The sequence below is a fragment of the Streptomyces canus genome, assembly GCF_030816965.1.
Taxonomy (GTDB): domain Bacteria; phylum Actinomycetota; class Actinomycetes; order Streptomycetales; family Streptomycetaceae; genus Streptomyces; species Streptomyces canus_E.
Genome location: NZ_JAUSYQ010000002.1, coordinates 5,392,381 through 5,417,458, shown reverse-complemented (window position 1 = coordinate 5,417,458; position 25,078 = coordinate 5,392,381). Strand labels below are relative to the sequence as shown.

Genomic DNA, 25,078 nt, shown 5'->3' with positions numbered 1-25,078 from the left:
ACCGGCGCGGTCCGCAATCTGACACTCAACGTGTTTCTCCCTCGCCGAGCACGGGGAGCGAATCCGGTGACAGATTTGCGTACGCCATCACATGCCCCCCGTACAGACCGTCAATCTTTAACGGCACCTTACATTTTTCACACCCAATTCACGGCCTGCTTCCATCCGAGGAGCCCCGTTTGACCAATTTATTATGCCTCGTCCTGACATTTTCGTTACCTTTTCTCAATCCTCTTCAGTACAACCATTTGCGAGCGTGACCGGCCTCACGTCACCCCGTCGACTCCCGCCCGATCTAGGAGAGTTCACGAAGCGGACAGGCTCACGGGTGCGCGGTTGCATTGCCGGGAGTGGGAGGCTGCGTATGTATTCCGTGTTCCTTCACGCCAGTGCGCGAAATGCGTTCCCTGCTGTTGTTCCTCGTCCGGAACAATGAGCCAGGAATGTGACGAAGGGACTTTTTCCCATGCCGTCGAGGTCGTATCGCAAGAAACTCATGGGCACGGGCGACGGTGCGCCCGCCGGCACGGCGGCAGTGGCCGGCGAGGCCCCCGGGCCGGCTGACCCTGGACTGCCGTCGGTCTACCTCATCCGCGGCAACGACTACACGACCGAGGCGGGCATGACGGTCGGCACCGAGGAGCAGTCGTACGACATCACCAAGAACGCCTGGACCCCGGTCGGTGAGAGCGCGGACGAACAGGCCCGTGAGTGGACGCTTGCTGGAGCTGCGCACCTCCAAGTAGCGCCGTGTCGCGCCCTAGAGCAGGCTGAGGCGAAAACCAGCCAACACTCTGCGTCATATTACTCACCGGTATATGACCTGGAGGTCATACAACTCTCCGTAATGCAAGCTCTTCTTGCATTTCCCATGACGCCCGGTATCCGTGGTGGTGGACGAATGATCCGAGAGTGATCGCACCGCCCAGGGAGTCCGCTTGTGGCTGGCTAGAGTCCTCATCGTCACGACGGAGCCCACCTGACCGCGCATGCTGACAGGCCGAGCGGCAGGTGGGCCATTGAACCCGGAGGCTCAGACATGAGTTTGCCCCTTGCTGAGGGCTGTGTGTCAAACCCGCGCCAGCAACTCGCAGTGATCACGATCATCGTCGTGGTCGTGCTCGCTTCACCGACTTGGGCCGAGATCGTGGGTGCGTACGCGGATGCAGCAGCGCTCCTTACGCTCGCTCTCACAGTCAGCGGTGCAGCAGCGACTGCCGGACCTGTCAAGAGGGCACCCGGTGCCTGACACCAGCGGCTGACACCAACAGTCACGGAGTCAGGCGGTCGACCGACCTCGCCGAGACCTCATGATCGACCTGATAAGGATGAGGCCAGGTTCCAATCCTGTGTCCAAAACGAAGATCCCTGGTCTACCAAGGCCGGGGATCTTGCAGAGCAGCAGGTCAGAGCGCTTCCTTCGACGGAGTGATCGGCTCGCCCGACTTACGAACTACAGGCAAAACACTCCACGGAAAGTTGATCCAGTCGTCCGTGCGCTTCCAGACGTACTCGCACTTCACCAGGGACTGGGACTTCTCGTAGATGACCGCCGAGCGGACCTCGGCGACGGCGTCGAGGCAGAAGTCGCGCACCAGTTTGAGTGTCTTGCCGGTGTCGGCGACGTCGTCGGTGATGAGGACCTTCTTCTCGGAGAAGTCGATGGTGTTGGGAACGGGGGCCAGCATGACCGGCATTTCCAGAGTGGTCCCCACGCCGGTGTAGAACGCGACGTTCACCAGGTGGAGGTTCTTGCAGTCGAGGGCGTACGCGAGGCCGCCGGCGACGAAGACTCCGCCGCGGGCGATCGAGAGCACGATGTCGGGCTCGTAGCCGTCGTCGGCGATGGTCTGCGCGAGCTCACGGACGGCCGTGCCGAAGTCCTCGTACGTCAGGTTCTCGCGTACCGCGCTCATACCTGGGTCCGGTGGAAGTTGAGGAAGGAGCGGGAGGCGGTCGGGCCGCGCTGGCCCTGGTAGCGGGAGCCGTAGCGCTCACTGCCGTAGGGGAACTCGGCCGGCGAGGAGAGCCGGAACATGCACAGCTGGCCGATCTTCATGCCCGGCCAGAGCTTGATGGGGAGCGTGGCCAGGTTGGAGAGTTCGAGGGTCACGTGTCCGCTGAAGCCGGGGTCGATGAAACCGGCCGTGGAGTGGGTGACGAGTCCGAGCCGGCCGAGGGAGGACTTGCCCTCGAGGCGGGAGGCGAGATCGTCGGGAAGCGTGATGACCTCGTACGTGGAGGCGAGGACGAACTCCCCGGGGTGCAGGATGAACGGCTCGTCGCCCTCCGGCTCCACGAGTCGTGTGAGGTCGGCCTGCTCGACGGAGGGGTCGATGTGGGGGTAGCGGTGGTTCTCGAACACCCGGAAGAAGCGGTCGAGGCGCACGTCGACGCTGGACGGCTGCACCATGGATTCGTCGTAGGGATCGATCCGTACCCGCCCGGCGTCGATCTCGGCCCGGATGTCCTTGTCTGAGAGAAGCACGCCCCGAGGATACGCAAGGCGCGCGGACCGACCACCATCGGACGGACCGCGCGCCTGGTACCGATCTTTCAGTGCTTCTCCAAGGTCACCGGAACGACACTCCGAAGCCGCGCACAGCGAGGACAGCGGACGAGCCGTCCGGGACCGAGTCGCTCGGCCTGCTGCATCGGGAACGAAGCGGTGCTGAACACGTGCCCATCGGCACAACGGACGACGGTGCGCTCCATCAAGTCCAAGAGTCCCTTCCCCAAGAGCCGCGTCGGGCTACTGCTCACCTGACGACAAATGCCACATTACGGGATGAACGGGACGGCCCTCCAGGCGGCACTCCGGTCCCGCCCGGACCCTCTTCCACCTCTCCACCGTACGCCCCAACTCCCGCCGCCCGCAGCCCCGTCCCGCCCCTGAGACGCACTCAGGCCCCACGGCTTCAGCGCCGGGGGCCTGGGATGAGGTAAGGTAACGTTGCGTTCGGCACCGGTCCGTCCGGTGTGTTACGCGGGTGTAGTTTAATGGTAGAACATCAGCTTCCCAAGCTGAGAGCGCGAGTTCGATTCTCGTCACCCGCTCCATGCGAAACCCCCAGGCCAGAGGCCCGGGGGTTCTTTGTTGTCTAGACCGATGGGCAGGTCGCGCACCACAACTGCACCATAAGGACTCGGCTAGCTTCCGGTGGACTTCTCCTTGTGGTGCGCGGGGCGGTCGCTCCCCTGCTTGTGGTGCTTCGCACGCTCGGCACGGACCATGTCGTCGAGGCCGGAGGCGATGTCTCGCTGCCGCTCCTCGTCGGAGTGCTGATAGATAAGCGCCGCCTTCTCGGAGGACTGGCCCGCGCGGACCATCGTGTCCTTGAGGGTGGCACCGGAGCGGGTCGAGAGCGTGTGTCCGGTGTGGCGAAGGTCGTAGAAGCGGAAACCGTCTGGGAGACCGGCAGCGGCGCGGGCCCGACGCCACTTCCGGCCGAAGGAAGTGCGCCGGAACGGAGCTCCCTTCTCGCCGACGAACACCAGCCCGTCATCCCCCTTCTCCGCGAACCAGGCGAGGTGCTGCTTCACCTCCTTGTGAAGAAAGGCCGGGAGGACGACGGCACGGACACCCGCGTCGGACTTGGTCTCACCGGGAGCCCGCTTGCCGTTCGTGCGCTCGGGTTCGGCGACGCGGACGTGGATCACGAGGTTGTCCGGGTCTACGTCTCGGCGGCGGAGGCCGGCCAGTTCCTCGGGCCGCATGGGGCCGTACGCGCCCAGGTAGACCATCAGGCGCCAGCGGATGCCGATGGCGTTGGCGAGGGCGTCGACCTGGGCGACAGTGGCGATACGACGTTCGGTGGCTGACTCCTTGCCTGCGCCCTTGATACGGCACGGGTTGCGAGTGATCAGATCGTCGTCGACGGCTGTCTCAAGAATGGCCTTGAGGAGGCGGTACGCCTTGGCGACGGTTGTCTTGGCTTTGGTCGTACGGAGTCGCTCGGCCCTCCATTCACGGACGCGGGGAGCGGTGATCTCGTCCAGGTCGAGGGCACCGAAGGTGGGGAGGATGTACAGGCGGAGCAGGTGCTTGTACAGGTCGTCGGTGCGAACGGCCAGCTCTCGTTCCTCCACCCACTTTTCGGCGTAGACGCGGAAGTTGACCTCTCCGGCGTCGGGAGCGCGCCAGTCTCCTCGGGTGAGGTCTGCCTCTACCTGGGACAGCCAGACTTCCGCGTCCTTCTTGGTCTCGAAGGTCTCCTCCGCGCGGATGCGTTCACCGTCGGGACCGAGGTACGAGGCGGTCCAGCGGCCGGACCGGTACTGCCGCACTGCCCCGAAGCGGCGACGTCTCCCCTTCTTGTTGGCCATCAGGCGACCCTCCGAAGTCCGGTGCGGCGGAGTCTGATCGGCTCGACTGTGCGGGACTGGACGAACTCCTCGACCGCGCTCTCCGGGATGCGCACATGCCGGCCGAGCTTCACGTACCGGATGCGCCGTTCCTCGATCAGCCGCCGGGGAAAGCGGGCGGTCGTGCCGAGCAGCTCGGCGACCTGGTCGACGGACAGGTAGCGATCGGTCATGCGGTGGGTTCCCCTTCCGTTCCGGGGGCGGGTTCGAGGGATGCGGACAGCCAGGCTTCGGTGTCGGAGAGGCCGGTTCCGGCGAAGACCCAGTGGGCGAGGACGTACGTCGTCTCCGGCTGAGGGTTGGTGGCTTCTGCGGCTTGGGCGCGGCGCCATTCGGCGCGGGCGTTGCGAAGAGCGCCGAGGGTGGTGGAGTAGCCGCGGGATTTGGTGGAGAAGTGGCCTCGGAAGCCGAGCATGTGGGCCCAGTCGCGCAGGCGGAGGTGTTCGAGGTCTTTGCGGGCGCCGAGGGTCCAGGCGGTGCGGATGAGTTGGCGGGCGTGGTCGTTGATGTCGAGTTGGGCAAGCTCGGCGACGAACTTAAGCGGGCGGTCGAGGGCGCCGGTCGCTGTTTCGGCGCCCTTGGTTGCGTACTTGGCGATGTAGGCGGCGACGGCTCGTTCGGTGAGCTCCTGGCCGTCGTTGAAGTCGGCGGATCGGATGGTGCGGACGTCGAGTTGGTCGCCGAAGGTGAAGGTGTGGGTGCGGCCGCTGATGACCGGGCCGTCCACGCGGACCTTCGTGGTCGCGGCTTGGATTGCGTCGGTGAGCAGCTCGGCGGTGGCCCAAGCAGGCGGTGAGGTGTCTCCACCGCCGGGGCCGTCGAGGCGGATGACTGCATGGAAGTGGACGGCTCCGCGCTTCTGGTACTCGGCGACCTTGGCGAAGGACACGCGGGCGTGGTCGCGGAGTCGGCGTTGTGAGAGGCCTGCGCGCTTGGCGACTTCCCGGCGGAGGTAGATCGAGAAGCGGCGCCAGAGAGCTCCCGCGTGGGCGTTCCAGAGGACGGCGGCTTCGTAGTCGTAGGTGTCGGGGTTGAGCGGGGTGCCGAGGGTGTCGTCGTCCTGGTCGTGGTGGAGGCCGCAGCGGCAGGGGCGGCCGTCGGTGCGGCGGTTGTGGACCGGGCCGAAGCCGGGGGCGGTGAAGGTGGCGAACACGCGGGGGTGGGCGCCGACCTGTTCCGGGGTGCCCTTGCCGCCGCGCAGTCCGGCGGTGATCAGGTGGAAGGTGTCGCGGCGGTAGACCTCTGCGCAGGCCGGGCAGCGGGTTGTGCGGCGGTTATTGCAGCGGACGAGGAGTTGGCCGGCGGGGAGGCTGGTCGAGTCGAGGTGGTGGAGGATGCGGCCGATCTCGCCGGTGGTGGTGTCGAGGTCGTATTCGGTGCGGTGGCCGTCGAGGCGGATGGGGTGAGTGCAGCCGCCGAGGCTGGAGAGCTGGCGGAGGATACCGGGGAGGGTGCCCTGGGCGGCCAGGTTCGCGAGTTCCGGCACGGGGGCTGGGGTGGTGCGGGTGAAGATGACGCTTCTCCTTCTGACTGGCTCGGTCGGGAGGAACAGGCCCCGGGGCGGCGAAATGCTTGGTCGTGTGCCGCCGCCCCGGAGGCCAGGTTCAGCGGCGGTTGTGGTCGCGGAGCAGGGAGCGCAGGACCACGGCGGCCACGGCTACGGAGATGGCCGTGACGGCGACGGCGGCCAGGAGCGCGGTGAGGACAACGCCACCGACGACCAGGGCGACGACCGTCTTCTGATCGATGGACACCGAGGGCAGTGCGCGGCGGGCGGGTGCCGGGTCGGTCGTTGCGGTGTGGGTGTGTGCGGGCGGCGGGGTCGGGTTGTCGGGGTACTTGGGCAGGAACACGGCAGAGCCTTTCTTATCTACTCGTCTAGGCGTGTGAGCCGTTTATGACGGTCACGCCGGAGCGCGTGCCGGACTCGATGGCGGGGGCGAGGAAGGTGTGCGAGAGCCAGAAGCCGAAGAGGGCGATCAGGACGACGATCCAGGTGCGGACGCCGAGGAACTTGACCGCTCCCCAGGCGAAGAAGCCGAGGACGACGACGAGCGGAAGGCTGACGGTCACAGGGCGACGGGTCCTTTCAGCGGGCGGGGCAGCGGTGGGTGCGGGCGGCCAGTTCGGCGGCGGCGCGGCTGTCGTAGTCGGCGGAGAAGCCGCAGCGCGGGGCCGTGCAGGCGGCGGTGTGCTTCTCGCGTCCCCGGCCGTCGTAGGAGGTGGCGACCTGGACGGGGCCGATGCGGGTGGCGTTGCGGAAGCGGCGGTTGGCTGGCACAGCCGGTTTCCTTTCCTTTGTTCGCTTGTCTGGGGCGCGCGGACGTGCGTAGATGAGCGGCATGTCACAAGGGGCGCGGCAGCTGGCCGCCTTCGGTTCGGCCGCGTTGGTACTCGGGCTCGCTTGGGTCGGGGCAAGGTGGTGGTTGGGCGAGTCCTGGGCCACCGTGATCACCACGTGCTGCCTTGAGGTACTGATCATTTCGGCCGTTGTCGGAACGCGGCGAGTGTGGCGGAAGCGGTAAAGCCTCCCGACAGGGCCCGCCTTCAGAGTTGGGCGGCGATGGCTTCGGCCAGGGGTGCGGGAACGCCGAGGCGGGCGCGGAGGGTTGGGGTGTCGATCCGGGTTCCGGTGCGGGTGTGGTGTTCGGCGGCGACCTTGCGGGCGTGGTCGACCAGGGCGACCGGGACCGGGACGGGCGGGTTTGGCGGGGTCGATTCGGTGGTGGGTTGGTCAGCCGGGTCGGGTGTGGCTTCGGGCTCGTCCTCCTGGTCCTCCATGACCTCTGTGCCGAGCTCGTCGTTGGCCGCCTTGGGCGCCGAGTGGGCGAGGAGGGTCCCGCCGAGGAAGGCGACCGCGGGCCAGCCCGCGACGAGGATGCGCAGCCAGGCCGGCACGTCGGTCATGTCGAGCAGTCCGGCGGTGGCGACGTTGGCGCCGAGGGAGGCGGTGAGTGCGATGACGAACCAGCACCAGGCCGCCGCTTTGGCCGTACCGGAGCGCAGTCGACGCCATGCGGCGACGAGCAACAGGTCAACGCTGATCGAGTAGGCCCACGCCTTCCAGCCGTCCTGTCCGGCCGCCATGGCGATGTCGTGGATGTGGGCGAAGGACAGCGCGGCGGCGATGAGCGCCTGGACCAACACCGCGTCGACACGGGCCAGATGGGCGCGCACGGTCCGGCTCCTTTCGGTTTCGGGCATGGCAGGGGTAGGGACGTGGCACGATGCGGTCACGCCGACCGGGTTGAGGGGAGCGTCAGTCGGTCACCGGGTGCGGCAGGATTACCGGGCCCGAGGTCTCTACGAGGCGTACGGGGACGTCGGGCCGGAAGGGCTTGAGCGCGGGCAGGTCGGGCACGAGGTGCGCCGACTCCCGGCAGATCTCGGCGGCATCGCCGAGGGAGAGATATGGCGTGCGGATGCGGGACCAGCCGCCGGAGTTGTCGCCCGCGACGGCCAGGCCGGGCAGTTCTGGGGCGATGGCGCAGGCAGCGGAGACCGCTTCCGGGGCGATGTCGCCGAGCGCCATCTTGGCGGAGGCCTCGTCGTTGACACGGTGGCAGACCCGGCCGGTGAGCTGGGCCCGGAGCATGGTGGCGCCCTTGCCGAGTTCGGCACCGAAGCGCTGCCCGCACACCTCCAGGTAGATGCCGGCCGCTCGGCCGAGCTGGGCGAGGCGGATGAGCTGGGTGACCATCTCGTCCCGGCGTTCCTCGTCCTTGCGGGTGGCGGTGAGGAAGAGCTCGGCCACCTCGTCGACGAACAGGACGATGGGCACGGGGCGTTCGCTATCGGGCAGGCCCCAGATGTCGGAGGTGATCTCCTCGTCCGGGGTGCCGGGCGCGATGCCCTGCCTGGCCTTGATCAGGTCGTATCGGTCCTCCATTTCCTTGACCAGCACGGGCAGCAGCTCTGCGGCTTCGTCCGGGTCGGTGGCGAGGGCGGACAGGCGAGCGGCGAAGGGCGCCAGTTCGACGCCCCGCTTGCAGTCGATGCCAACGAGAGCGACCGCCTGTCGAGCCAGTCCCGCGATGAGATGGCGCAGATACATGGACTTGCCGGACAGGGTTGCGCCGAGGGTGAGTTGGTGGGGAACGGTCTGGTAGTCGCGTACGAAGGGCGTGGCGTTCTCCCGCAGCGCTACCGGCACCTTGAGAAACCCGGAGTCTGCCTTACGGGGCATGCGCACCCGCCGCAGGACGTCGTAGCCGACGAGCCGCAGTTCGACCACACCCGGCTTGATCGTGGTGACGTAGACGGCGTGAACGCCCCAGGCGTGCCGCAGCCGTTCGGCCGAGGCGGCGACGTCGGCGGGTTCCTGCCCGGGTGCGAGCCGCAGCCGGATGCGCAGCCCGGTCGAGGTGGGTCGGATGAGTCCCCGGCGGGGCGGGACCGGCCGGACTTCTCGCCGGGTGGTGGCTTTCACGGCGAGAACCCGCAGCCGGGAGGGTGCGACGGTCAGGCCGCAGGCCTCCATGACGGAGCTGTACGAGTTGAGCAGGCGGACGGTGGATATCGGGCCGCCGACGGCGGACCAGTAGACCGCCGGGTACTTGGCCCGGGTGTAGGCAGCCCCGCCGCCGAGCGCGGCGACAGGACCACCCACCTCCAGGAGCGTCGTCAGGTCGGCCATCAGGCGGTGGCTCCCATGGCGGCCGGGAAGGCGGCCGGGGTGACGGCGGCGGCGCGGTAGGCGATGCCGTGACGCTGCTGCCCGTTGAACACGGACTCCCACGGCCGGGCGAAAAGCCCCGGCAGCGAGACCGGAGCGCCGAGGTTCAATCCCTCAGAGACACCGCCCTCCGGCACGGTGACCTTGATCAGCGAGGACTCGCCGTCCTCGATGTAGACGACGCCGAGCGTCATCAGCGCCTCACCACTGACGGCGTCCTTGGCGATCTCGCCGGTCTGACGGTCGCGGACCTTGGGCTCAGGAGCCTCGGTGAGGAGGATCGTGGCGGCGGAGGTCTCAACACGGATGGTGCGCAAGGCAGTTTCCCTATCTACTCGTCTATACATGTAGCGATCTGCGAACCCGATCTCCCGGGCTCACGACGATCACCCTGCCACACAACTTGCCCACTCGTCTATACGAGTATGCATGCTGAGGTGTACGAGTTCGGGAAGCCTCACGGACCAGGCCATTGTCAGACCCCTCCGACATGCTCTGCCCATGCTGATTGCGACCAACAGTCAGGGCCATGTGGTGAAGCGCCCTTCGAAGCCGAAGATAGGCACGATGCTCGCTGACCTGGATCAGGGCGATCACTTGATTCTTGAGCGGCAAGACGAGAGCCGGGAAGGCAACTGGTACGTCCAGGTGCTGGTCCGCGAGAACAACACCTACCAGCTGGAGTGCCGAGACGGCGTTCCCGCAGAGCACTACCAGACGCAGACGGTGTCGCAGGAGAAGGCCCTGCAAGCACTCCTCGACTGGGTGGCCGACAAGCCCGCGTGGCGGGAGGGCTTCATGTGGACCAACATTGGCCACTGGTTCACTCCAGCCCATGAGAATGAGGACCATCCGACCGTCCAGAACTGCGCCGCCGCCCATGCGATCAGGTCGCGGGGAGCTGGTACGACAGGACGTATGCGTCTGCCGCCATGACCGTGTCACAGACTTCAACGGCTCGACCCTCGGTGTCGAAGGCGGTGCGGACCAGGTGGATGACGGGCACGCCGGAGGCCAGCCGGAGCGTCTTGACCTCGTCCGGCGAGGGCATCCGGGCCCGGATCTCCTCCTCGAAGTGGTCCAAGCGGTGGCCGAGTTCTTCGAGACGGGCGTAGATACCGCCCGGCCCGGGGTTCGGCTCGGCGATCTGCGTACCGCGGGCGATGTCGAGGGGGAGATAGGAGGTCGCGAACTCGACCGGCCGACCGTCGAGGAGGTACCGCCGGCGCCGGGCGAGTACACGCCGTACCGAGCCGAGCCGCGTGGAGATGTCCTGACTGGCCTTCTCTTCCTTGACCTCAAGGCTGTCGACCTGGGGATGGCTGCCGACCGTGTCCGCCTCGACGATGAAGGCAGACTTGCCCTGCTCCCGATGCCGGCGGGCGAACCGGTCGGAGGCGAGTCGCCGTACGGGCGGGCGGGGCCGGACGAACACACCCTTGCCATGCTCGGCATGGACGAGTCCTTCCCCCTGCAGGATGGAGAAGGAGTTGCGGACGGTCATCCGGGATACCCCGTAGTGGTCCACAAGCTCAGCCTCGGAGGGCAGCTTCTCGCCCTCTCTGAACCGCCCACGGTCGATGGCCTCGCGCAACTGGTCGGCGATCTGCCGGAAGACCGCACGATCGCTCGTGGGGTCGAGATCACCGAGCTGGCCGGAGGGAAGGGCAGGGGTCACGAGTGCACTCCTTTAGGTATCTAGACGTGTGGGCGAGTGTTGTTGCTACGGTGGAGAGCCTAGCCATCCGAGAGGGCCGAGGAACGTGAGCAGAGAACGCCCGCACTCCGTGAGCGTGGCCGGAGTCGTCGTCGACAACCTGGGCCGGGCCCTCCTGATCCAGCGCCGCGACAACGGCAAATGGGAACCCCCGGGCGGCGTCCTCGAACGCGAGGAGACCATCCCCGAGGCCCTGCAACGCGAAGTCCTCGAAGAAACCGGCATCAAGATCGCCCTTCCTGCGACTCTCACCGGCGTCTACAAGAACATGACGGGCCTGATCGTCTCCCTGGTCTTCCGCTGCCAGGCCGCCGACGGCACACCCACCACAGGCGACGAGACCCGCGCACTGCGCTGGGCCACCCGCGAAGAAGTCTCCGAGCTTGCCGACGAGGCGTACGCCATCCGCGTCCTGGACGCGATGGACGCGGCGTCTCCACCCGCCATCCGCGCCCACGACGGCGTGAAACTCGTCTAGCCCGAACCCGCTGCACATGGCGGCCTACCAGCACGAAGGAACTTGTATGCACGAGTATACGAGTACGGCCCGGGTCTGGGGGCTCACTTGCCCAGGTTTCCCGGAAGAGGTCAGCCGGGCCCGCCGCTGGACCCGCGACATCCTGCACGGATCACCGCTGGCCGAGGACGCCGAACTGATCGTGAGCGAACTGAGCGCGAACGCGATCCTCCACACCGCCAGCGGCCAGGACTCGGGCAGCTTCCATCTGGCCCTGGCCGTATCAGCACAGGTAATCGCGCTGTCGGTCACGGACGACGGAGGCGCCGGCACCGCCCCGAAGATCGAGCGTCAGGACCAGGACGCTGAACACGGCCGAGGCCTGGGCATGGTCAGCGTGATCGCTCACCGGGTTGTGGTCCACGAGAGTGACGGCGGCCACACGGTCACCGCGGAGCTCTTCACGGGCCCGCCTGTGGGAGGCCACCCATGCTGATGGACAAGCCGCAGCGCGGCTACTGGTGCGAGTGCTGGACCGAAGACCTCACCGCCGAGACACTGCCGACCCTCCGGGCTTCCTTCGACGCGTACTCGGCACCACAGGCCGACAGATGGGTGGCGGTCGCACTGCGCACGATCTCACCGGCACTGGATCCCGACGCCTCCCAGGACGCGTGGGAGTGGCTGTACGACGGCCGCATCACCACGAGGAAGGCACTCCTACGCGCCGAGCCCTGCACAGTGACGCTCACCCAGGCCCGTACTCGCATCAACTGGACGATCCGACCCGTGATCTTCCTGCCACTGGCACACCGCCAAGAGGCCGAACTTCCGTCCTGCGCTCAGGACTTCAAACCACACACAGAGCCTCACACGCCCCGGCAGGCCGACTGAGTTACAACTTTCTCTACTGATTCAAGGCGGCTCGCTCCGCTCCCCGCGCGCGGCCCGGCCCCCGGCCGGGCCTGCGCTCCTGTCTCCGCCCCGCTCCAACCCGGCCGGCGTCCGCGCCGCGCTCAAAGCGTGCAGCCACCTGATGCCAGAGAAGGGGTACGTCGTGGCTGGGGCGGTCGGCTCCGCGGCTTTACGGAGCCACTTTGGCGCGAGCCTCGAAGATCATGGCCCCAACGTCGTGCTTTAACGGGCAGGTCCACAGACTGCCCGACGCGCCGGAAGCTTACGGGGCCATGATCACTCGCGCCAAAGCAGCGCCACCCCAAAGCCGCTCCACCGACCTTCACTCAGTAACTCACCTACGCGTTCAAAGCGATGTCGCATGTTGCGGTGATGTGCTAAAAGGGAATATGGAGATTCCAGAGCTAGACGAGACACTGCTGGCCCACCTCGTCGACGAACTGAACGACGATGGCAAGCGGGCAGTTAGCTTCCTGCGATCGGCCCAGGCCTTGACTGCTCTTGACGACAACTCCATCCCAGAGCACGGTTCACTCATTGCCTACGCCTTGAGGGAGGCGATGAAGGCGATCCCCTCTTCACAGAGCACAGCCAGCAGCGGCGGGGAATGGAAAGTCTTGTCTCGTGAGGTCGTAGAGGCCAAACAGCAGCTTCTGGCCGCTGCCGAACTGACTGATGAAGATAGAGAGAGTGCGATTCAACGCCTCTTCAATAAAGTCGACGCTCTCGACACCTTCCACAAACAAGACGCCGTACATCAACGGCGACTAATTGCGGTAATCGTAAACCGTACCGGCACTCAACCGCTTACTGCTGGAGACGTAGCCCCAATCACGTCATACCAGAAGATTTTGAGCCGCTTGGATAGGGGTCTACACAGCGGAATAACGATCAATGCAGCCAGAGACCTATGGCGTGACTGCGCGTCAATACTGCGGCAACTCTTCACGCCGCCAGAGGTCCGAATTGCCGAACTCGATGAATTGGCACTACTGCATTCTCCAACCCCTCAGGACCTTGAAAAACTCAAACAGCTGATTGTAAGTCCCTACCATCTACGCCGCTTCCTGGGACAGCTTAGTCACCCTGCATGGCTAGAACTCCTTTTGGATACGCAGCTTTTGGACCCACCCACAGATGGTCAGGGATGGCCTATGTTTGCTGCAGTTGACGAACTTAAGGATGAGCATGCCTATCAACTGGCTGGCATCCTTGAAAAAATAGCTAGGAAGTTCATCCGCACCGAGACAGCCACTTGGTATCCCGCACGAGCCGCTCTCGACATCGCTGAACACGGACACTCGATCCTAAGGCTTTGCCTGCAGAAGCATCCGCGGTCGCCAGCCATATCGACCTTTGCTGTGAGCTCGGCCGAGGCAAACCCCGATGCAGGCGCCTTCATGGAGTTCGTCGCCAATATTGTATTGAACCATTCTAATTGGTCTCACTCCCAGACCTACATCCAGAAATTCATGGACACCTATTGCTCTGGACTGAATCAAGAAAATGGCTTGAAGCGCCTGAAAATTCTGGCATACAGAATATCCGACGCGCCGAAGGAAGACTTGACCCACACCCTCTTCCTAATGCAAAATGCATCTTTGAGTGAATATAGCGGGCAAGAAAGTGATCGCGGAATACTTCCAATACTGTTGAAAGGATTGGTTTCCTGCCTCAAGCAGTTGGTTGAGCTGTTCAACTCTGGTGATCTACTTACAGCAACGAGCCCGCTTCCCGCTGCCTTGAGGGAGCGTGCTCGATCGTGGATTCTGGCGAACTCGCAGGATGTCGAAATTGGTCCGATTAATGACGAGCTAGTGTCGGCCATCGCAACGCGTGATCCACTTTCCGATGATGAGCTGCTGATACAGCGCGTGGTTGACGAAAGTCTAGAGGAGTCATACGTATCCGCTTGGCAGGATTCGCTGGGGACTCCACCTGGGCTGCAAGAGCTGGGAACTGCACTCGCTGAGCGCAATATGGACGACGAATGGCTTCGAGCCTATCGCTGGAGTGTCTTCCTTCCCGCCGAGGTAAGCGTATCTTGGGCAACTGTTGTAGCAGTGATCTCAGGCGCATACGGGCCACCGGTAAAGCACAAGGATCCTATTAGGACAACGTTTGGTTTCGGCAGAAGTCCGATAGCCAGCGAAGAACTGGGTGCCATGTCACCTCAAGATGCTGCGCTGTGGGTAGCTAACTGGTCCCCCAGCGACGCTGAGTGGCTGGTTAGTGCGCGCGAGCTCGGGAGGGCTCTAGAATCTGCCGTGTCATCCAACGCCGCAGAGTGGGCGCGAGATCCAGTAGTCATTGCCAGCCAGCTTCGCCATCCGACATATATCGCCCATTATCTGCAGGGCCTGGCCAACGGTATCTCCGCAGTACAGAATGAATCAGCCAGCAAGATAGTTGATTTGATCGAGCTGACTCGCACTCATCCGTGGCCAGTCGCGTCCCTGGGGAATAATGACTTTGATTATGACCCTACATGGCGACCGACGGAACATGCCGGTGTGGCTCTGATCAAAGCACTCGCGCAATCCAATATCGGTTTCGGTAATCGAGATGACTATGTCTGGTCCGCCCTTACAAGTGAGGTTGAAGACCGGTCTGAATCTTCCGGCATCATCTCGGACTCAGTCGATTACCTGGAGACGGCGATCAACAGGCCTTTCACGCGGGCCTTGGAGGCGATTTTCTCCGTAGTCTCAATGGAGCACAAAGCAGGCCTTGTTCGGCCAGATGGCCTGCGCATCATCGACTCACTGTTGACGCTTACCGGACGTGACGGCGCGGAGGCTCGCGCCATTATTGCACCAAAAGTTAGATTTATCGCATACGTCGCTCCTGAATGGCTACATGCGATTGCACCAAAACTCTTTGGTGACGAATCCCCTCCGGCCTTGGGGCAAACGGCTGTCGACCTTGCCTTGCAGTGGGGGCAACCCTACGAATGGCTCCTCGAAAATTATCGGAGCGCTATCAGGGATGCCGTTCGGAGAGGAGTGCAAAACGCACTCTCCCATTACATGATTGCAATGCTTTGGAGAGTTCAAGGTTACTCCCCTAGTGAGACCCTTGCCTTCCTCTCCGAAAACGAGGGGGAGGTTTCTGAGGCAGGAAAGACACTCGGACTCGTACTGAGAGGCGAAAGCGTCTCAGATGATCATGTTGCTGCGGCTACAGAATTCTGGGAGATAGCGGTAAGGGATCATTCTCACGAGTTGTTCGGATTTGGCTGGATGGCCGAAGTTCAGACTATTGCAGATAGCGACTGGAGTCGCATAACACAGGTCATGCTGACCTCCACCCGCGGAAAGATTGATTTGCCGCAATCCGTAGCCGAGAGAGCGGCAGGTCAGGAACAAACGACGGAAACTTTGGCAATACTTGACTCACTTGTTAGAGGGCTCGAAGAGGAATGGGATCGGAGGGAAGTGGCCACACACGCTCGAAATGCGCTACTTTCCGCTGGTTCACTTGCCAACACGGCCGAATACCGTCGGCTCCGCAATACACTGCTAGAGAGAGGGCTCATGGATTGATAGCCGCGCGTGCCCGATTACAGTTCGTTCGGGGAACCACGGGGAACACCGGGCAACTCGTCGACCACCCGCCAGGCGACGAGGCTACGCCGCTGCAGATCAGTCCTCGAACACACCCTGAACACCCTGAGCTTCCCAAGCTAAGAGCCAGCTTTAGGGATCACGCACCTCCCCGCTGCCGGATTCTCTTGACTCGGTTACGGCATCGCGCATGCGGCGAGGAAGCCCCTCCCAGTCCCCCATCGCACCCTGTATCAGTCGCTGTAGGCGTTCCTTGCCTTCGACCTTGAGCACGTCTCGCAGGCAGGCGCAGTCGGCTAGGTCCCGGTTGCCAACGATGCAGATGTAGATACCCGCGATCTGCAAGCCCCTCGCAGCTGCCGAGAGTTTCGCATCAATCGGCAGCGGGATCCTCCGGGCCAGCTCTTGTGCAAAGACCCGCTCGATCCTGGGGCGGCCCAACAAGCCGAAGAGGCCGCCTGCAGCGCGGCCAACGGCCTCATGCAACCGCTCCTTGCCTTTGAGAACGCTGCGCGCCAACTGGGCGAGGTCATCACAGCCTCGTCGGCGATGGCGCTTCACGAGCGTTTTCCACGTCTCGTCCGAGACGTAGGCAGACGCGCGCTCAGCGATGACCGAGGTGCCACCCCGTTCGATGACGTCCAGACATAGTCGTGCCGCCTCCTCTGCTCTCTGACGCTCTCTGGTGGCTTGGGTTGGAGACTGAGGGCGTGGCTGGGACCGAGTAGCGGGTCTGGGCGCGGCTGACCGCCGCGGTGCTCGACGCGGGGGGTGTGCGCGTTTCGCAGGTCGTTTGCGGGGCGTGGGGACGCGCCCAGCCGGCCGACCGCGATGGAGGTGACATCGCACGTCTGGGCCGGTCACTCGGTTCTTGCACAATGTCCTGTCGTCGGTCTGCGCACGGCACCGATACACCATGGCGGAAGTGTGAGGACATGCCAAGAAGTGGACAAGCGTGCCTGTTCGGCCAACAGAAGCTGTGTGACCTCCTCTTGGGCCTATCACGGCAGCAAGAAGGTCTGTAGAACGCGCGACCGCCTCAATTTCCGTCTCATACAGCTGCGTTCACGGCCGTTCAGGCGAGACTTGCACCCGTCCCTGCATCGGCGGCCAACCGGCCGTGAACCCAGGTAAACGCCCCTGAACTCAGCCCACAACCTCACCACCACAGTTGGAAGGCGTGTTGGTCCTCACGGCAGCGCCGGCCCACGACGCCGCCAGTCGCGGCAGCTAGGTTGAGGGCGTGGACGAGGAAGCGATCAGCATCAAGCTCACGCGCGATCAAGCGTTCGTGCTGTCGGACTGGCTCTACCAAGTCATGTTCCAGTCGGACGACCTTGACGGGATCGTGCACGACCGAGCCGTCTGGTCGCCGATCTACGCGATTTCCGGAACGCTGGACAAGACGCTGAGCGAGATCTTCATGCCCGACTACGGCCCACGCCTTGAAGCGGCCAAGGAGCGTCTCCGCGCCGATCTGTACAGCGGAGCCGACGAGTCGACGGCAGCGGGCCAGGACATGACCGACGCACCACAAGCGCACCAGATCGAGCGGGGAACTGCGGGGAACCACGGTGAAAGCGACCGAGGGCGATGAGACCCGGTTCCAGGTGAACGCCCAGTTCAGCAGCCCTACCCGCCGCAAATGCCCGCAGCTTCCCAAGCTGAGAGCGCGAGTTCGATTCTCGTCACCCGCTCCAGAGTTCACCCCCAGGCCAGCGGCCTGGGGGTTGTTTGTTGTCCAGACCAATCCGAGGGGAGAGTCGCCGGGCACGTCACGTACGTCATCACCGAGCACGCAGGCTCCGCGCCGATGGTCATCATCGTCACCGCTTCGTCCGGAGCAGGAGGTCGACCTCGTGTTCCCGGTCTCCCGACGCCGTGCCCCGCTCGTCCACGGTGAACGCGGCACCCAGTGCTTCGACGTCCTGACGGTGGGTGAGACGGTCGTTCATCAGGGTCCAGCCGAGCCATCCGGCCAGGCCGTTGAGCACGGCCTGGCACCACACCACCACCAACGCGCCCTTGACGCCCCTCGGCATACGCTCCGGCACCTGGGCCTGGCCTGAGTGACCACGAGATCCTCCCCCCTCTCCCCTCCGAACCTGAACGCGCCCCAGCTTCCCGGGGCCGTTCCGGGACCCCTCCCGACGCTGTGCCGGTAGGCATTGCCCGACAGACTCGTGAAGGGGGAAGTGCATGGTGCGAGCACGCTCGGGGGCGTCCCCGGCCGTCGTGGCCCTGGTCGCCGTACCGGTGTCGGCGTGTGGCGCGGCGGCGCCGCAGACGTCGCGGAAGGAGTTGTTCCAGGAGTACGTCAATCCGACCCACGTGAAGAACGACTGGTCGGGCGGCGAGGGCGGGACGAGTGCGGATCGGACTGCGAACTTCGCCTCTCGCGGCACGCCGTTCGAACGCTCCGTTCTGGTCAAGCGTCGCAACCGGTCGCTGGAGCTGATCACGCTGCTCCTCCCCGACGACGTGATCCTCGTGCCGGCCGACATCACCTCCGTGCCGGGTGAGGGAAAGGTCGTCGCGGTGCTGGTGCTCGGAACCGCGATCGGCGCGCGGGCGGCCCGTCGGCGTACAGCGGAGGTACGCCCGTGACCGGCTCGCCGAACGAAGCTGGCGCGGCGGAACTCCTGCCCGAGGAGCCCGAGGAGCCCGAGGAGGAGGAAGAGGAGGTAGAGGTAGAGGTAGAGGTAGAGGTAGAGGCGGACGCCCGCAGGCCCCGGGTGATCACCGTGGCGTTCTGGCTGTTGATCACGTCCGCGGTGCTCTGGGTGTTGGTCAGCGGGAGCGTCGGCCTGGCCGAGCAGCAGGGGACCGTTGCGATCTTCTGCTGCTACATCTGGGCCGCCGCACGCATCCGTCGCGGCCGGTGGACAGCCAGGATCGTCGGCACGGCCGCTGCCGTGTGGCTCCTCGTCGTACCGGGGTCCCTGGCGTGGGGCTTCATGGACCCGGAGAATCCGTACGGGCGGGAGTACGCCGTGTTGGCCGTCGTGGCGGTGGTCCTGACCGGCACCGGCGTGGCCCTGCTCTACGGCCGTCGCGGCAACACGTATTTCCGTCGGCGGCCATGGTGACGGCGTCAGGCGGCGTCGATCAGTGCCAGGTCCATCGGTACGAGCGTGGTCGACGCCAGCAGGGCCCGGATCAGGTGGTCGTTGAGCGCGTTGCCCACCGGCTCGCCGAGCTCCTCGCGGGTCAGCCAGGGCACCCCGTCGCGGGACAGCCGGGTGCGCACGCCGTTGACCAGGTGCTCGACGCGCTTGTCCGTCCAGCCGGCACCGGGCTGCACCTCGGCGAGTTCGGCGGCGGTCTGCCGCCAGGTCAGCGGCTGTGGCCGGGGTTCGTGCAGCAGGTAGCGCCGGCCGAGAACGACGAGGGCGAGCTTCTCCTGTTCGGTGAGCGCCCACACCCGGGGCGGGCGGGTGACGTCCTCGTGCCGGGGCGGCGGCCGGTCGCCCCCGGGGCCGGTGACGAAGACCTCCAGCAGGTGCTCGCGCCCGCGGGAACCGCCGACGAACAGCGGCGTGTAGCCGGTGTCGAGCGGCAGTGGCTCCTCGTCCCGGAACAGCAGCCGGCCACCCGGACAACGGATCGGCAGCCGCCCGGAGTTGCTCACCCACCAGCGGCCGCCCCGGTGCGTGAGCGTGCCCTGGTGGCGACTGACCTGCGGGTCGTCCTCCCCGAGGCAGACATGCACCTCGGGGCGGTTGCGCCCGAACAGCACCTGGCGGCCCTCCCCCGGCCCCAACGTCATACCGCCGGTCAGCGCGAGCGCGAAGACGGTGCCGGGCAGCGGTGCGGACGCGCCACGGGCGAGGCTCCCATGGGTGGCGGGCAACCGCCTGGCGCCTGTGCCGTCGGGAGTTCCCAGCTCCGTCATCTCACGCCTCCGGCAGCCGCTTCGCGATGTTCCGCACGACGACGGCCGCGAACTCCGCCGCGCTGTCGCACAGTTGCCGGTCCGGCTGCGGGGCGTACACGGTCAGCTGGACCAGTTCGGTCGTGCGGTCGCCGACGGAGTCCGTGTACGTACGGTGCGGTGTCCGTACGGTGCAGCTGTCGTCCTCGGCCTCGTCCGCCACGTAGTAGCTCCGCGTCCCGGCGACGTCCACCGCCGTTCCGTCGTCGGCGTCCAGCGAGTTGTCCCGGCTGAACTGGATCTCGACCTCGCGCTTGCCGTCGTCGCTGGACCAGTCGCAACTCCAGGAACCGAAGCCGCGGTCCCGGTTGTCCGCGTCGACGCCGGGCAGCCGCTTGAGCGCGGTGGCGTCGAGCAGGGTGCAGGTGTCCAGCCGGGCCAGGGAGTTCGCGGCCGGTGACGACGAACGCCGGGGCACCGGGCCGTCGGCCAGCACGCCGACCACGCGGTCGGTGGCGGCGTCGGCCATCTGGCACGGGTCGGGCGCCACTTCGCCGAGCTGTTTCCCGATGACGCGGATCTGCTTGCCGTCGGCGGTGAGGACGGCCCGCTCGCAGGCCCTCCCGTTTCGTTTGAGGGTCACGACCGTGAGGCCGCCGGCGAGGTGGGTGGATTCGATGTCGTCGAAGTCGTCCCGGTCCGAGTCGAGGTTGACCTGGACGTCCGCGTTGTCGTCACCGCTGTTGTTGCGCACCAGGACGTCGCAGCGGTCGAACTCCCCGTACTCCGGGGCGAGTACGGTGTCGCCGAAGCGGCTCAGCGAGGCGGCGTCGAGCAGTCCGCAAGGGTCCGCCGTACGCTCGTCGCCGACGGCACCGGCCGGCGCCGTGGCCGAGGGTTTCGCGTCGGTCGCGCCCTTACGGCCGCCCTCGTCTCCTTCGTCCTTCGAGGCCCACGGGCCGAAGACAACCAGCCCTGCCGTGATCGCGCCCGCCGCGGCCAGCGCCACCGCCGTGATGGCCAACCGGCGTCGGCGTGGGGGCTGTTGCGACTGCGGCACGAAGGAGGGCGTGGAGTCCGGTGCGCGGCGTACGAGTCGCCGCAGCCGGAGGGTTGGGGACGTGAAGTCCCGCATACGGCTGTCGTGCAACTGCTCCGCTATGTGCGGGGGTGGTGGCGCGGCGCGCGTCAGCAGCCTCTGCGCCTTGGCGGCGTCGGGCCGGCGCCGGGGCTCCACCTCCAGCAGGGCGGTGAGCGGCCCCTCCAGCGGGCCGGCCCGGTGCGCGGGCTCGATGTGTCCCTCGACGGCCCGGGCCAGGTAGGCCATGGGGTGTTCGACCTCGCCGTACGGCGACCGGCCCTCGACCGCCATGAACAGGGAGGCGCCCAGGGAGAACACGTCGGACTTCTCGCCCGCGGGCTGCCCCTTGGCCAACTCGGGGGCCAGATACCGGGGTTTGCCTGGCACACTGCTCGTCCCGCTGTGTGTGACGTCGCTCCACAGGGCCCGCGAGATCCCGAAGTCGGTCAGTCTCGCGACGCCTTCGCCGGTGACGAGGATGTTCTCCGGTGTCACATCGCCGTGCACCACGCCCTCGTGGTGGGACTTCGCCAGCGCGGCCGCGATCTGGCAGCCGATCGACCCGGCCGCCTCGGGCGTGAGCGGACCGCTCTCCGTCAGGATCTGCGCGAGGCTGCGCGAGGGGACGTACTCCATGATGATCCAGCAGGTGGCGCCCTCGTCGACGAAGTCGAAGACGCCCACGATGTTCGGGTGGTGCAGCCGCCCGGCGTTGCGCGCCTCGCCCATGAGCCGTCGCGTGGCCCGATCGTCGTCCAGGCGTGCGCACTTGACCGCGACCCGCCGTTCGAGCCGCTCGTCCCAGGCCAGCCAGACGACGCCCATCCCGCCTCTGCCGATGGGCTCCCGCAAGAGGTACCGGCCGGCGATCTTGTCCCCGGCCTCCGGCGTCACCAGCACCGACCCGCCCCTCACCCCACCGCCAATGGTCCTGCCAGACCACGGAGTGTACTCAGCCCACACCTGGCGGTGATCTCTTTCACCGGACTTCGCGCGGACCCGCCCAGATCCCCCACAGCACGGCCGGTTCACGGTCCGCCCCGGGACCCCTCCCGGGAACGGCGCCGCACCATGCGGGCACCGGACCTGTTCGTGATCGAGACCGGGGGAGATCAGGATGAGCGACCCGACGTACGCCCTGCCCACCATGCCGAGTGCCGCGCCCGACGAGCCCAGGGCACCCGACCCGGTGGCCGTCGCCCTGGGCAATGCCTCGCTGCTCGGCGTCGGCTATCTGATGCTGCGGCGACGCCGGCTCGCCCTCGCCGCCGTGGCCGGCACCGCCGTACTCGTCTTCGGTCTCGTCACGACCGCCTCGCCGTCGTACGAGGTGGCCGTGCTCGTGTGGTGGGCGGCCGTGGTCGTCCACGGGTGGTTCCTGGCGCGCGGAGGCGGTGGCCGGGGCACCGCGCGCAGACAGCGCCTGGTCGCGCTCGGCGTCACGCTGCCGGTGCTGCTGGTGGTGGGGCTGTTGCGCTTCGACGCGTTCAGGATCGGTCGGAGCGTCACCGAGGCACGCGAAAGCGGCGACTGCGCACGGGTGTCGACCGCCCAGGACAGCGTGTGGTTCGGGCACCGCGTCGCCGACGCCCCGCTCACCGCCCGCGGTGACGAGGCCGTAGCGGCGTGCGACCGGCTGGGGACGGCCCGGGCCGAGCTGAGCACGGCGCTGACCGGGGACACCGAGGCCCTGGCGGACGGCTTCGGCACACTCGCCTCGGTGCTGGCAGAAGGCGGCAACGAGAAGACGGTCGAAGCGACCTTGAACGGATTCCTCGGCAGGCTGCCCGCCAAGGACCCCTGCGACACCGCCGCCGTCACCGACTGGCTCAGCGACCGGGGGCGCAGCCACGACGTACTGGACCGGGCCGCCGACACGGCCGCGCTGACCGCGCCCGCGGCACTCGTCGGATGCGGTGACGACCACCTGGCGGACGACAGTTGGGAGGAGGCGCGTACGTACTACGAGCGGCTGCTCGACCGGTATCCCGGCAGCGTCCTCGCGGACCGGGCCCGGAAGGGAGCCAGGAAGGCCACCCTGAGCATCGAGTTGGCGAACGTCAGCAACCTGCTCTCCGGAGAGACCGGCACACAACCCGAGTACTGCGCCAATCCGGCGAAGTACAGCGGCGCCAAGCCCATGGGCAAGGGCACCAACCGCGCGCTGTTCTACGCCTTTGACGAGGACGGCACCGCGTCCGGTTACCCGAAGCAGTTCCCCGGTTCCTGGAAGGCGCACGATGCCGCCGACGCGGTGCTGGTGGTCTGCATGGGCGAGGACACCTTCGGGGATTCTGTCGAGACCTGCCCGTACTACAACAGCGGGTTCTCCGGATCCAGTTCGTACGTGAGCTTCCACAAGATCGAGATCCCGGTGAAGGTCTACGAGCTGCGCACCGGCAGGCTGGTCGCCGACCGCAAGATCCAGATCAGCGGTACAAGCTGCCCTTCGACCATCTTCACCGCGGAGAGCACGGTCTCGATGTACGTCGACCCGTCCACGTCCGATGTGCGGTCCGCCTTCCGCCCGCTGGTCGTCCGGTGAGCGGCGGCGCGGACCGTGGCCTCGGCGGGGTCATCGCCGGACGGTACCGGCTCCGGGAGCGGCTGGGCTCCGGCGGTGGCGGACACGTGTGGCTGGCCGAGGACGAGGACCTCAAGGTCCGGGTCGCGGTCAAGGAGATCGCCGTTCCGCACCAGTCGGACGGACCCGGCGACGACCCCGTCCACCGCGGGCGCAGGGAGGCGCTGAAGGCGGCGCAGCTGCGCGAGCACCCGAACGTGATCACGGTGTACGACGTGGTGGAGGACGACGACCGCCCGTGGATCGTGATGGAGTACCTGCCCGGCACCCGGGATCTGCGGGCCGTGGTGGAGGACCGCGGGCCGCTGCCGAGCGAGGAGGTGGCCGGGATCGGGGCCGCCACCCTCGACGCGCTGTCCGCCGGGCACCGGCTCGGCATCATCCACCGGGACGTGAAGCCCTCCAACGTCCTGTTGGCGCCGGACCCGTCCGGCGCCGCCGATCGACGGGTCCTGCTCACGGACTACGGCATCTCGCTGTGGCCCCGGGAGACCCGGGTCACCCGGAGCGGCATGGTGGTGGGCACCCCGGGCTACCTGGCGCCGGAACGGCTGTCCGGCGGCGAAGCGACGGAAGCGACCGACCTGTTCTCGATCGGTGCCACTCTCTACTTCGCCGTCGAGGGCGCCTCCCCCTTCGAGCGGGACACGCTCGACGCCTCCCTCATGGCGGCGCTGACCGCGGAACCCGCCGTACCGCAGCGGGCGAGCGACCCGCTGAGGCGCGTGATCATGGGGCTGCTGGCCAAGGATCCGGCGGAGCGTATGCGAGTGGAGCGAGCGCGTGAGCTGCTCGCGGAGGCCGAGGGAACCGGGACCCCTCGTACGCCGCTGCCCGCGCTCGCCGGAACCGCCCGGGAGAGGACCGGTTCCAGCGCCGGTTCCACCGCCGCGACCGGCTCCAGGAGCGCGTCGGGGAGCGCCTCGGGCGCTGCTCGCCGAGCGCCCGGCCTGCGAACGTCCGTACTGCTGACGCTGGTTGCCGTGCTGGTGGGGGGCGGCGGATTCGCGCTGGGCGCCGCCACGTACTCGGCGGAGAAGGCCGGGGTGAAGGGGTCGGAGGTCGGCAAGAAGGTGGCCGCGGGCCCTTCCCCGACCGTGACCCGACTTGCGTACCCGTACGGCCGGCAGGCGGGGCTGCGCGAGGAGCTCACACCGGGACAGTGCGTCGACGCCGACGGGAAGGACGGGAAGTTCAAGGAGCTGCGCAAGGTGAAGCTCGTCGACTGCTACGACGACAATCCCGACGGCCAGGTCATCACGACCGTCGCAGCCGGCGGCGCGCGGGCGGTGCGGGACGAGTGCACCCGGCGCACCGCCAAGCTGCGGGCGACCATGGCCGACCCGGTGCTGTACGTCCTCACGCCCGGGACGGGGCAGAGCGAGCCGCCGCCCTCGGCCTGCCTGCTCTTCCTGAAGAACGCCACCGCAGGCGGCCCGCTCGGCGACTTCCGCAAGTTCGGCGACGAGGTGTACGTCACGCAACTGGGCCCGGGTGACTGCATCGACACGCGGGAGGAGGAGGACGACACGCACACCGAGACCCTGGTGAACTGCGGCGGACCGCACGACCAGCAGATGGTGGGCTGGACCCGGGCCTCGGGCGACGGCTCGGCGGGCAGTGTCGACGCGGGAGACCTCTGCGACGAGAAGTACGGCGTCAACTGGGCCCGTGGCCAGGGACACGAGATGTGGGGCTGGTACTCCTCGGACGAGGAGTGGGACGCCGGGTTCCGATGGGTGCTGTGCGGCGTGGCCCGGGAGGACGGGAAGAAACTCCCCGGAGGAACGCTGAAGTCGGCGTACTGACCTGCCCGCAGGGACACCGTCGCCATCGACGCCGCG

At 66.6% G+C, this 25,078-nt stretch carries 27 protein-coding genes and 1 tRNA gene; 12 read left to right on the top strand and 16 right to left on the bottom strand.

Annotation, left to right across the window (positions count from 1 at the left end; genetic code table 11):
• Nucleotides 1-445: 445 nt before the first annotated feature.
• Entirely contained in the window at nucleotides 446-916 is a 471-nt protein-coding gene (locus tag QF027_RS25955; protein WP_307077392.1) for a hypothetical protein, read from the top strand.
• A 490-nt stretch (nucleotides 917-1,406) separates the two neighbouring features.
• Here the strand turns inward: QF027_RS25955 and QF027_RS25950 are convergent, their stop codons facing one another.
• Both QF027_RS25950 and dcd read right to left on the bottom strand, forming a co-directional pair.
• Nucleotides 1,407-1,916, bottom strand: coding sequence for a phosphoribosyltransferase (locus tag QF027_RS25950; RefSeq protein ID WP_306978607.1), 510 nt, complete (start codon nucleotides 1,914-1,916; stop codon nucleotides 1,407-1,409).
• On the bottom strand, nucleotides 1,913-2,488 hold the full coding sequence (dcd, locus tag QF027_RS25945) for a dCTP deaminase (protein WP_037735257.1): 576 nt from the start codon (nucleotides 2,486-2,488) through the stop codon (nucleotides 1,913-1,915). The genes QF027_RS25950 and dcd overlap by 4 nt, the downstream gene beginning before the upstream one ends.
• A gap of 498 nt (nucleotides 2,489-2,986) precedes the next feature.
• On the opposite strand from dcd, the gene QF027_RS25940 reads away from it, so the two are divergent.
• Nucleotides 2,987-3,060: transfer RNA gene (locus QF027_RS25940), tRNA-Gly, on the top strand.
• Between the two features lie 90 nt (nucleotides 3,061-3,150).
• Here the strand turns inward: QF027_RS25940 and QF027_RS25935 are convergent.
• From QF027_RS25935 to QF027_RS25895, 9 genes are all read right to left on the bottom strand, one after another.
• Entirely contained in the window at nucleotides 3,151-4,326 is a 1,176-nt protein-coding gene (locus tag QF027_RS25935) for a tyrosine-type recombinase/integrase (RefSeq protein ID WP_307077390.1), read from the bottom strand.
• Nucleotides 4,326-4,538: an excisionase family DNA-binding protein gene (locus QF027_RS25930; protein ID WP_307077388.1), complete on the bottom strand. Its 213-nt coding sequence runs from the start codon at nucleotides 4,536-4,538 to the stop codon at nucleotides 4,326-4,328. Before QF027_RS25930 ends, QF027_RS25935 begins: the two co-directional genes overlap by 1 nt.
• Entirely contained in the window at nucleotides 4,535-5,851 is a 1,317-nt protein-coding gene (locus QF027_RS25925; RefSeq protein ID WP_307077386.1) for a replication initiator, read from the bottom strand. Before QF027_RS25925 ends, QF027_RS25930 begins: the two co-directional genes overlap by 4 nt.
• Before the next feature lie 118 nt (nucleotides 5,852-5,969).
• The gene (locus QF027_RS25920) at nucleotides 5,970-6,218 is read right to left on the bottom strand and encodes a SpdD protein (protein ID WP_307077384.1); all 249 of its coding nucleotides are present in this window, start codon (nucleotides 6,216-6,218) and stop codon (nucleotides 5,970-5,972) included.
• 25 nt (nucleotides 6,219-6,243) lie between these two features.
• Nucleotides 6,244-6,438, bottom strand: a complete 195-nt coding sequence (locus QF027_RS25915) for a hypothetical protein (RefSeq protein WP_307077382.1) — start codon at nucleotides 6,436-6,438, stop codon at nucleotides 6,244-6,246.
• 16 nt (nucleotides 6,439-6,454) lie between these two features.
• A complete protein-coding gene (locus tag QF027_RS25910; protein WP_307077380.1) occupies nucleotides 6,455-6,646 on the bottom strand; it encodes a mobile element transfer protein in 192 nt (63 codons plus the stop codon).
• A 266-nt stretch (nucleotides 6,647-6,912) separates the two neighbouring features.
• Nucleotides 6,913-7,542 (bottom strand): DUF2637 domain-containing protein, encoded by a 630-nt coding sequence (locus QF027_RS25905; protein ID WP_307077379.1) that lies wholly within the window; start codon nucleotides 7,540-7,542, stop codon nucleotides 6,913-6,915.
• Between the two features lie 82 nt (nucleotides 7,543-7,624).
• On the bottom strand, nucleotides 7,625-9,001 hold the full coding sequence (locus tag QF027_RS25900) for an FtsK/SpoIIIE domain-containing protein (RefSeq protein ID WP_307077378.1): 1,377 nt from the start codon (nucleotides 8,999-9,001) through the stop codon (nucleotides 7,625-7,627).
• Nucleotides 9,001-9,357 carry an SCO3933 family regulatory protein gene (locus QF027_RS25895; RefSeq protein ID WP_307077376.1) on the bottom strand — a complete coding sequence of 119 codons (357 nt, stop codon included), beginning with the start codon at nucleotides 9,355-9,357 and terminating at the stop codon, nucleotides 9,001-9,003. Before QF027_RS25895 ends, QF027_RS25900 begins: the two co-directional genes overlap by 1 nt.
• Before the next feature lie 184 nt (nucleotides 9,358-9,541).
• Here QF027_RS25895 and QF027_RS25890 point away from each other — a divergent pair, with 184 nt between their 5' ends.
• Entirely contained in the window at nucleotides 9,542-9,976 is a 435-nt protein-coding gene (locus tag QF027_RS25890; protein WP_307077373.1) for a hypothetical protein, read from the top strand.
• Here the strand turns inward: QF027_RS25890 and QF027_RS25885 are convergent.
• Complete coding sequence (locus QF027_RS25885; RefSeq protein WP_062244632.1) at nucleotides 9,927-10,718, bottom strand: GntR family transcriptional regulator; 792 nt, start codon at nucleotides 10,716-10,718, stop codon at nucleotides 9,927-9,929. The two genes, QF027_RS25890 and QF027_RS25885, sit on opposite strands and share 50 nt — an antisense overlap.
• A 109-nt stretch (nucleotides 10,719-10,827) precedes the next feature.
• Between QF027_RS25885 and QF027_RS25880 the strand changes: the two genes are divergently transcribed.
• From QF027_RS25880 to QF027_RS25865, 4 genes are all read left to right on the top strand, one after another.
• Nucleotides 10,828-11,235 (top strand): NUDIX hydrolase, encoded by a 408-nt coding sequence (locus QF027_RS25880; RefSeq protein ID WP_307082484.1) that lies wholly within the window; start codon nucleotides 10,828-10,830, stop codon nucleotides 11,233-11,235.
• Between the two features lie 46 nt (nucleotides 11,236-11,281).
• Nucleotides 11,282-11,710 carry an ATP-binding protein gene (locus QF027_RS25875; protein WP_307077371.1) on the top strand — a complete coding sequence of 143 codons (429 nt, stop codon included), beginning with the start codon at nucleotides 11,282-11,284 and terminating at the stop codon, nucleotides 11,708-11,710.
• Nucleotides 11,704-12,108 (top strand): hypothetical protein, encoded by a 405-nt coding sequence (locus tag QF027_RS25870; RefSeq protein WP_307077369.1) that lies wholly within the window; start codon nucleotides 11,704-11,706, stop codon nucleotides 12,106-12,108. Before QF027_RS25875 ends, QF027_RS25870 begins: the two co-directional genes overlap by 7 nt.
• 293 nt (nucleotides 12,109-12,401) lie before the next feature.
• Complete coding sequence (locus QF027_RS25865) at nucleotides 12,402-15,674, top strand: hypothetical protein (RefSeq protein WP_307077367.1); 3,273 nt, start codon at nucleotides 12,402-12,404, stop codon at nucleotides 15,672-15,674.
• A 153-nt stretch (nucleotides 15,675-15,827) separates the two neighbouring features.
• Here QF027_RS25865 and QF027_RS25860 read toward each other — a convergent pair whose 3' ends face one another.
• Nucleotides 15,828-16,256 carry a hypothetical protein gene (locus QF027_RS25860; protein WP_307077365.1) on the bottom strand — a complete coding sequence of 143 codons (429 nt, stop codon included), beginning with the start codon at nucleotides 16,254-16,256 and terminating at the stop codon, nucleotides 15,828-15,830.
• 682 nt (nucleotides 16,257-16,938) lie between these two features.
• Here QF027_RS25860 and QF027_RS25855 point away from each other — a divergent pair.
• Nucleotides 16,939-17,292, top strand: coding sequence for a hypothetical protein (locus QF027_RS25855; RefSeq protein WP_307077363.1), 354 nt, complete (start codon nucleotides 16,939-16,941; stop codon nucleotides 17,290-17,292).
• A 229-nt stretch (nucleotides 17,293-17,521) separates the two neighbouring features.
• On the opposite strand, the gene QF027_RS25850 is transcribed toward QF027_RS25855, so the two are convergent.
• The gene (locus QF027_RS25850; protein WP_307077361.1) at nucleotides 17,522-17,737 is read right to left on the bottom strand and encodes a hypothetical protein; all 216 of its coding nucleotides are present in this window, start codon (nucleotides 17,735-17,737) and stop codon (nucleotides 17,522-17,524) included.
• Nucleotides 17,738-17,894: 157 nt separating this feature from the next.
• Here QF027_RS25850 and QF027_RS25845 point away from each other — a divergent pair, with 157 nt between their 5' ends.
• Together QF027_RS25845 and QF027_RS25840 are read left to right on the top strand one after the other, a co-directional pair.
• A complete protein-coding gene (locus QF027_RS25845; protein ID WP_307077359.1) occupies nucleotides 17,895-18,302 on the top strand; it encodes a hypothetical protein in 408 nt (135 codons plus the stop codon).
• Nucleotides 18,299-18,784: a hypothetical protein gene (locus QF027_RS25840; protein ID WP_307077357.1), complete on the top strand. Its 486-nt coding sequence runs from the start codon at nucleotides 18,299-18,301 to the stop codon at nucleotides 18,782-18,784. The genes QF027_RS25845 and QF027_RS25840 overlap by 4 nt, the downstream gene beginning before the upstream one ends.
• A gap of 5 nt (nucleotides 18,785-18,789) precedes the next feature.
• On the opposite strand, the gene QF027_RS25835 is transcribed toward QF027_RS25840, so the two are convergent.
• Together QF027_RS25835 and QF027_RS25830 are read right to left on the bottom strand one after the other, a co-directional pair.
• Nucleotides 18,790-19,590, bottom strand: a complete 801-nt coding sequence (locus QF027_RS25835) for an FHA domain-containing protein (protein WP_307077355.1) — start codon at nucleotides 19,588-19,590, stop codon at nucleotides 18,790-18,792.
• A 1-nt stretch (nucleotide 19,591) separates the two neighbouring features.
• On the bottom strand, nucleotides 19,592-21,550 hold the full coding sequence (locus tag QF027_RS25830) for a serine/threonine-protein kinase (protein WP_307077353.1): 1,959 nt from the start codon (nucleotides 21,548-21,550) through the stop codon (nucleotides 19,592-19,594).
• A 217-nt stretch (nucleotides 21,551-21,767) separates the two neighbouring features.
• Between QF027_RS25830 and QF027_RS25825 the strand changes: the two genes are divergently transcribed.
• Both QF027_RS25825 and QF027_RS25820 read left to right on the top strand, forming a co-directional pair.
• Nucleotides 21,768-23,195: a tetratricopeptide repeat protein gene (locus QF027_RS25825; protein ID WP_307077351.1), complete on the top strand. Its 1,428-nt coding sequence runs from the start codon at nucleotides 21,768-21,770 to the stop codon at nucleotides 23,193-23,195.
• On the top strand, nucleotides 23,192-25,042 hold the full coding sequence (locus QF027_RS25820; protein ID WP_307077349.1) for a serine/threonine-protein kinase: 1,851 nt from the start codon (nucleotides 23,192-23,194) through the stop codon (nucleotides 25,040-25,042). The genes QF027_RS25825 and QF027_RS25820 overlap by 4 nt, the downstream gene beginning before the upstream one ends.
• The last annotated feature ends 36 nt before the right edge of the window (nucleotides 25,043-25,078 follow it).

Excerpts from the sequence above, each read along its gene's own strand:
- QF027_RS25875 (WP_307077371.1), top strand. The coding sequence starts at position 11,282 with ATGCACGAGTATACGAGTACGGCCCGGGTCTGGGGGCTCACTTGCCCA.
- QF027_RS25845 (WP_307077359.1), top strand. The coding sequence starts at position 17,895 with ATGGTGCGAGCACGCTCGGGGGCGTCCCCGGCCGTCGTGGCCCTGGTC.
- QF027_RS25930 (WP_307077388.1), bottom strand. The coding sequence starts at position 4,538 with ATGACCGATCGCTACCTGTCCGTCGACCAGGTCGCCGAGCTGCTCGGC.
- QF027_RS25850 (WP_307077361.1), bottom strand. The coding sequence starts at position 17,737 with ATGCCGAGGGGCGTCAAGGGCGCGTTGGTGGTGGTGTGGTGCCAGGCC.
- QF027_RS25825 (WP_307077351.1), top strand. The coding sequence starts at position 21,768 with ATGAGCGACCCGACGTACGCCCTGCCCACCATGCCGAGTGCCGCGCCC.
- QF027_RS25950 (WP_306978607.1), bottom strand. The coding sequence starts at position 1,916 with ATGAGCGCGGTACGCGAGAACCTGACGTACGAGGACTTCGGCACGGCC.
- QF027_RS25935 (WP_307077390.1), bottom strand. The coding sequence starts at position 4,326 with ATGGCCAACAAGAAGGGGAGACGTCGCCGCTTCGGGGCAGTGCGGCAG.
- QF027_RS25835 (WP_307077355.1), bottom strand. The coding sequence starts at position 19,590 with ATGACGGAGCTGGGAACTCCCGACGGCACAGGCGCCAGGCGGTTGCCC.
- QF027_RS25890 (WP_307077373.1), top strand. The coding sequence starts at position 9,542 with ATGCTGATTGCGACCAACAGTCAGGGCCATGTGGTGAAGCGCCCTTCG.
- QF027_RS25900 (WP_307077378.1), bottom strand. The coding sequence starts at position 9,001 with ATGGCCGACCTGACGACGCTCCTGGAGGTGGGTGGTCCTGTCGCCGCG.
- QF027_RS25870 (WP_307077369.1), top strand. The coding sequence starts at position 11,704 with ATGCTGATGGACAAGCCGCAGCGCGGCTACTGGTGCGAGTGCTGGACC.
- QF027_RS25865 (WP_307077367.1), top strand. The coding sequence starts at position 12,402 with ATGATCACTCGCGCCAAAGCAGCGCCACCCCAAAGCCGCTCCACCGAC.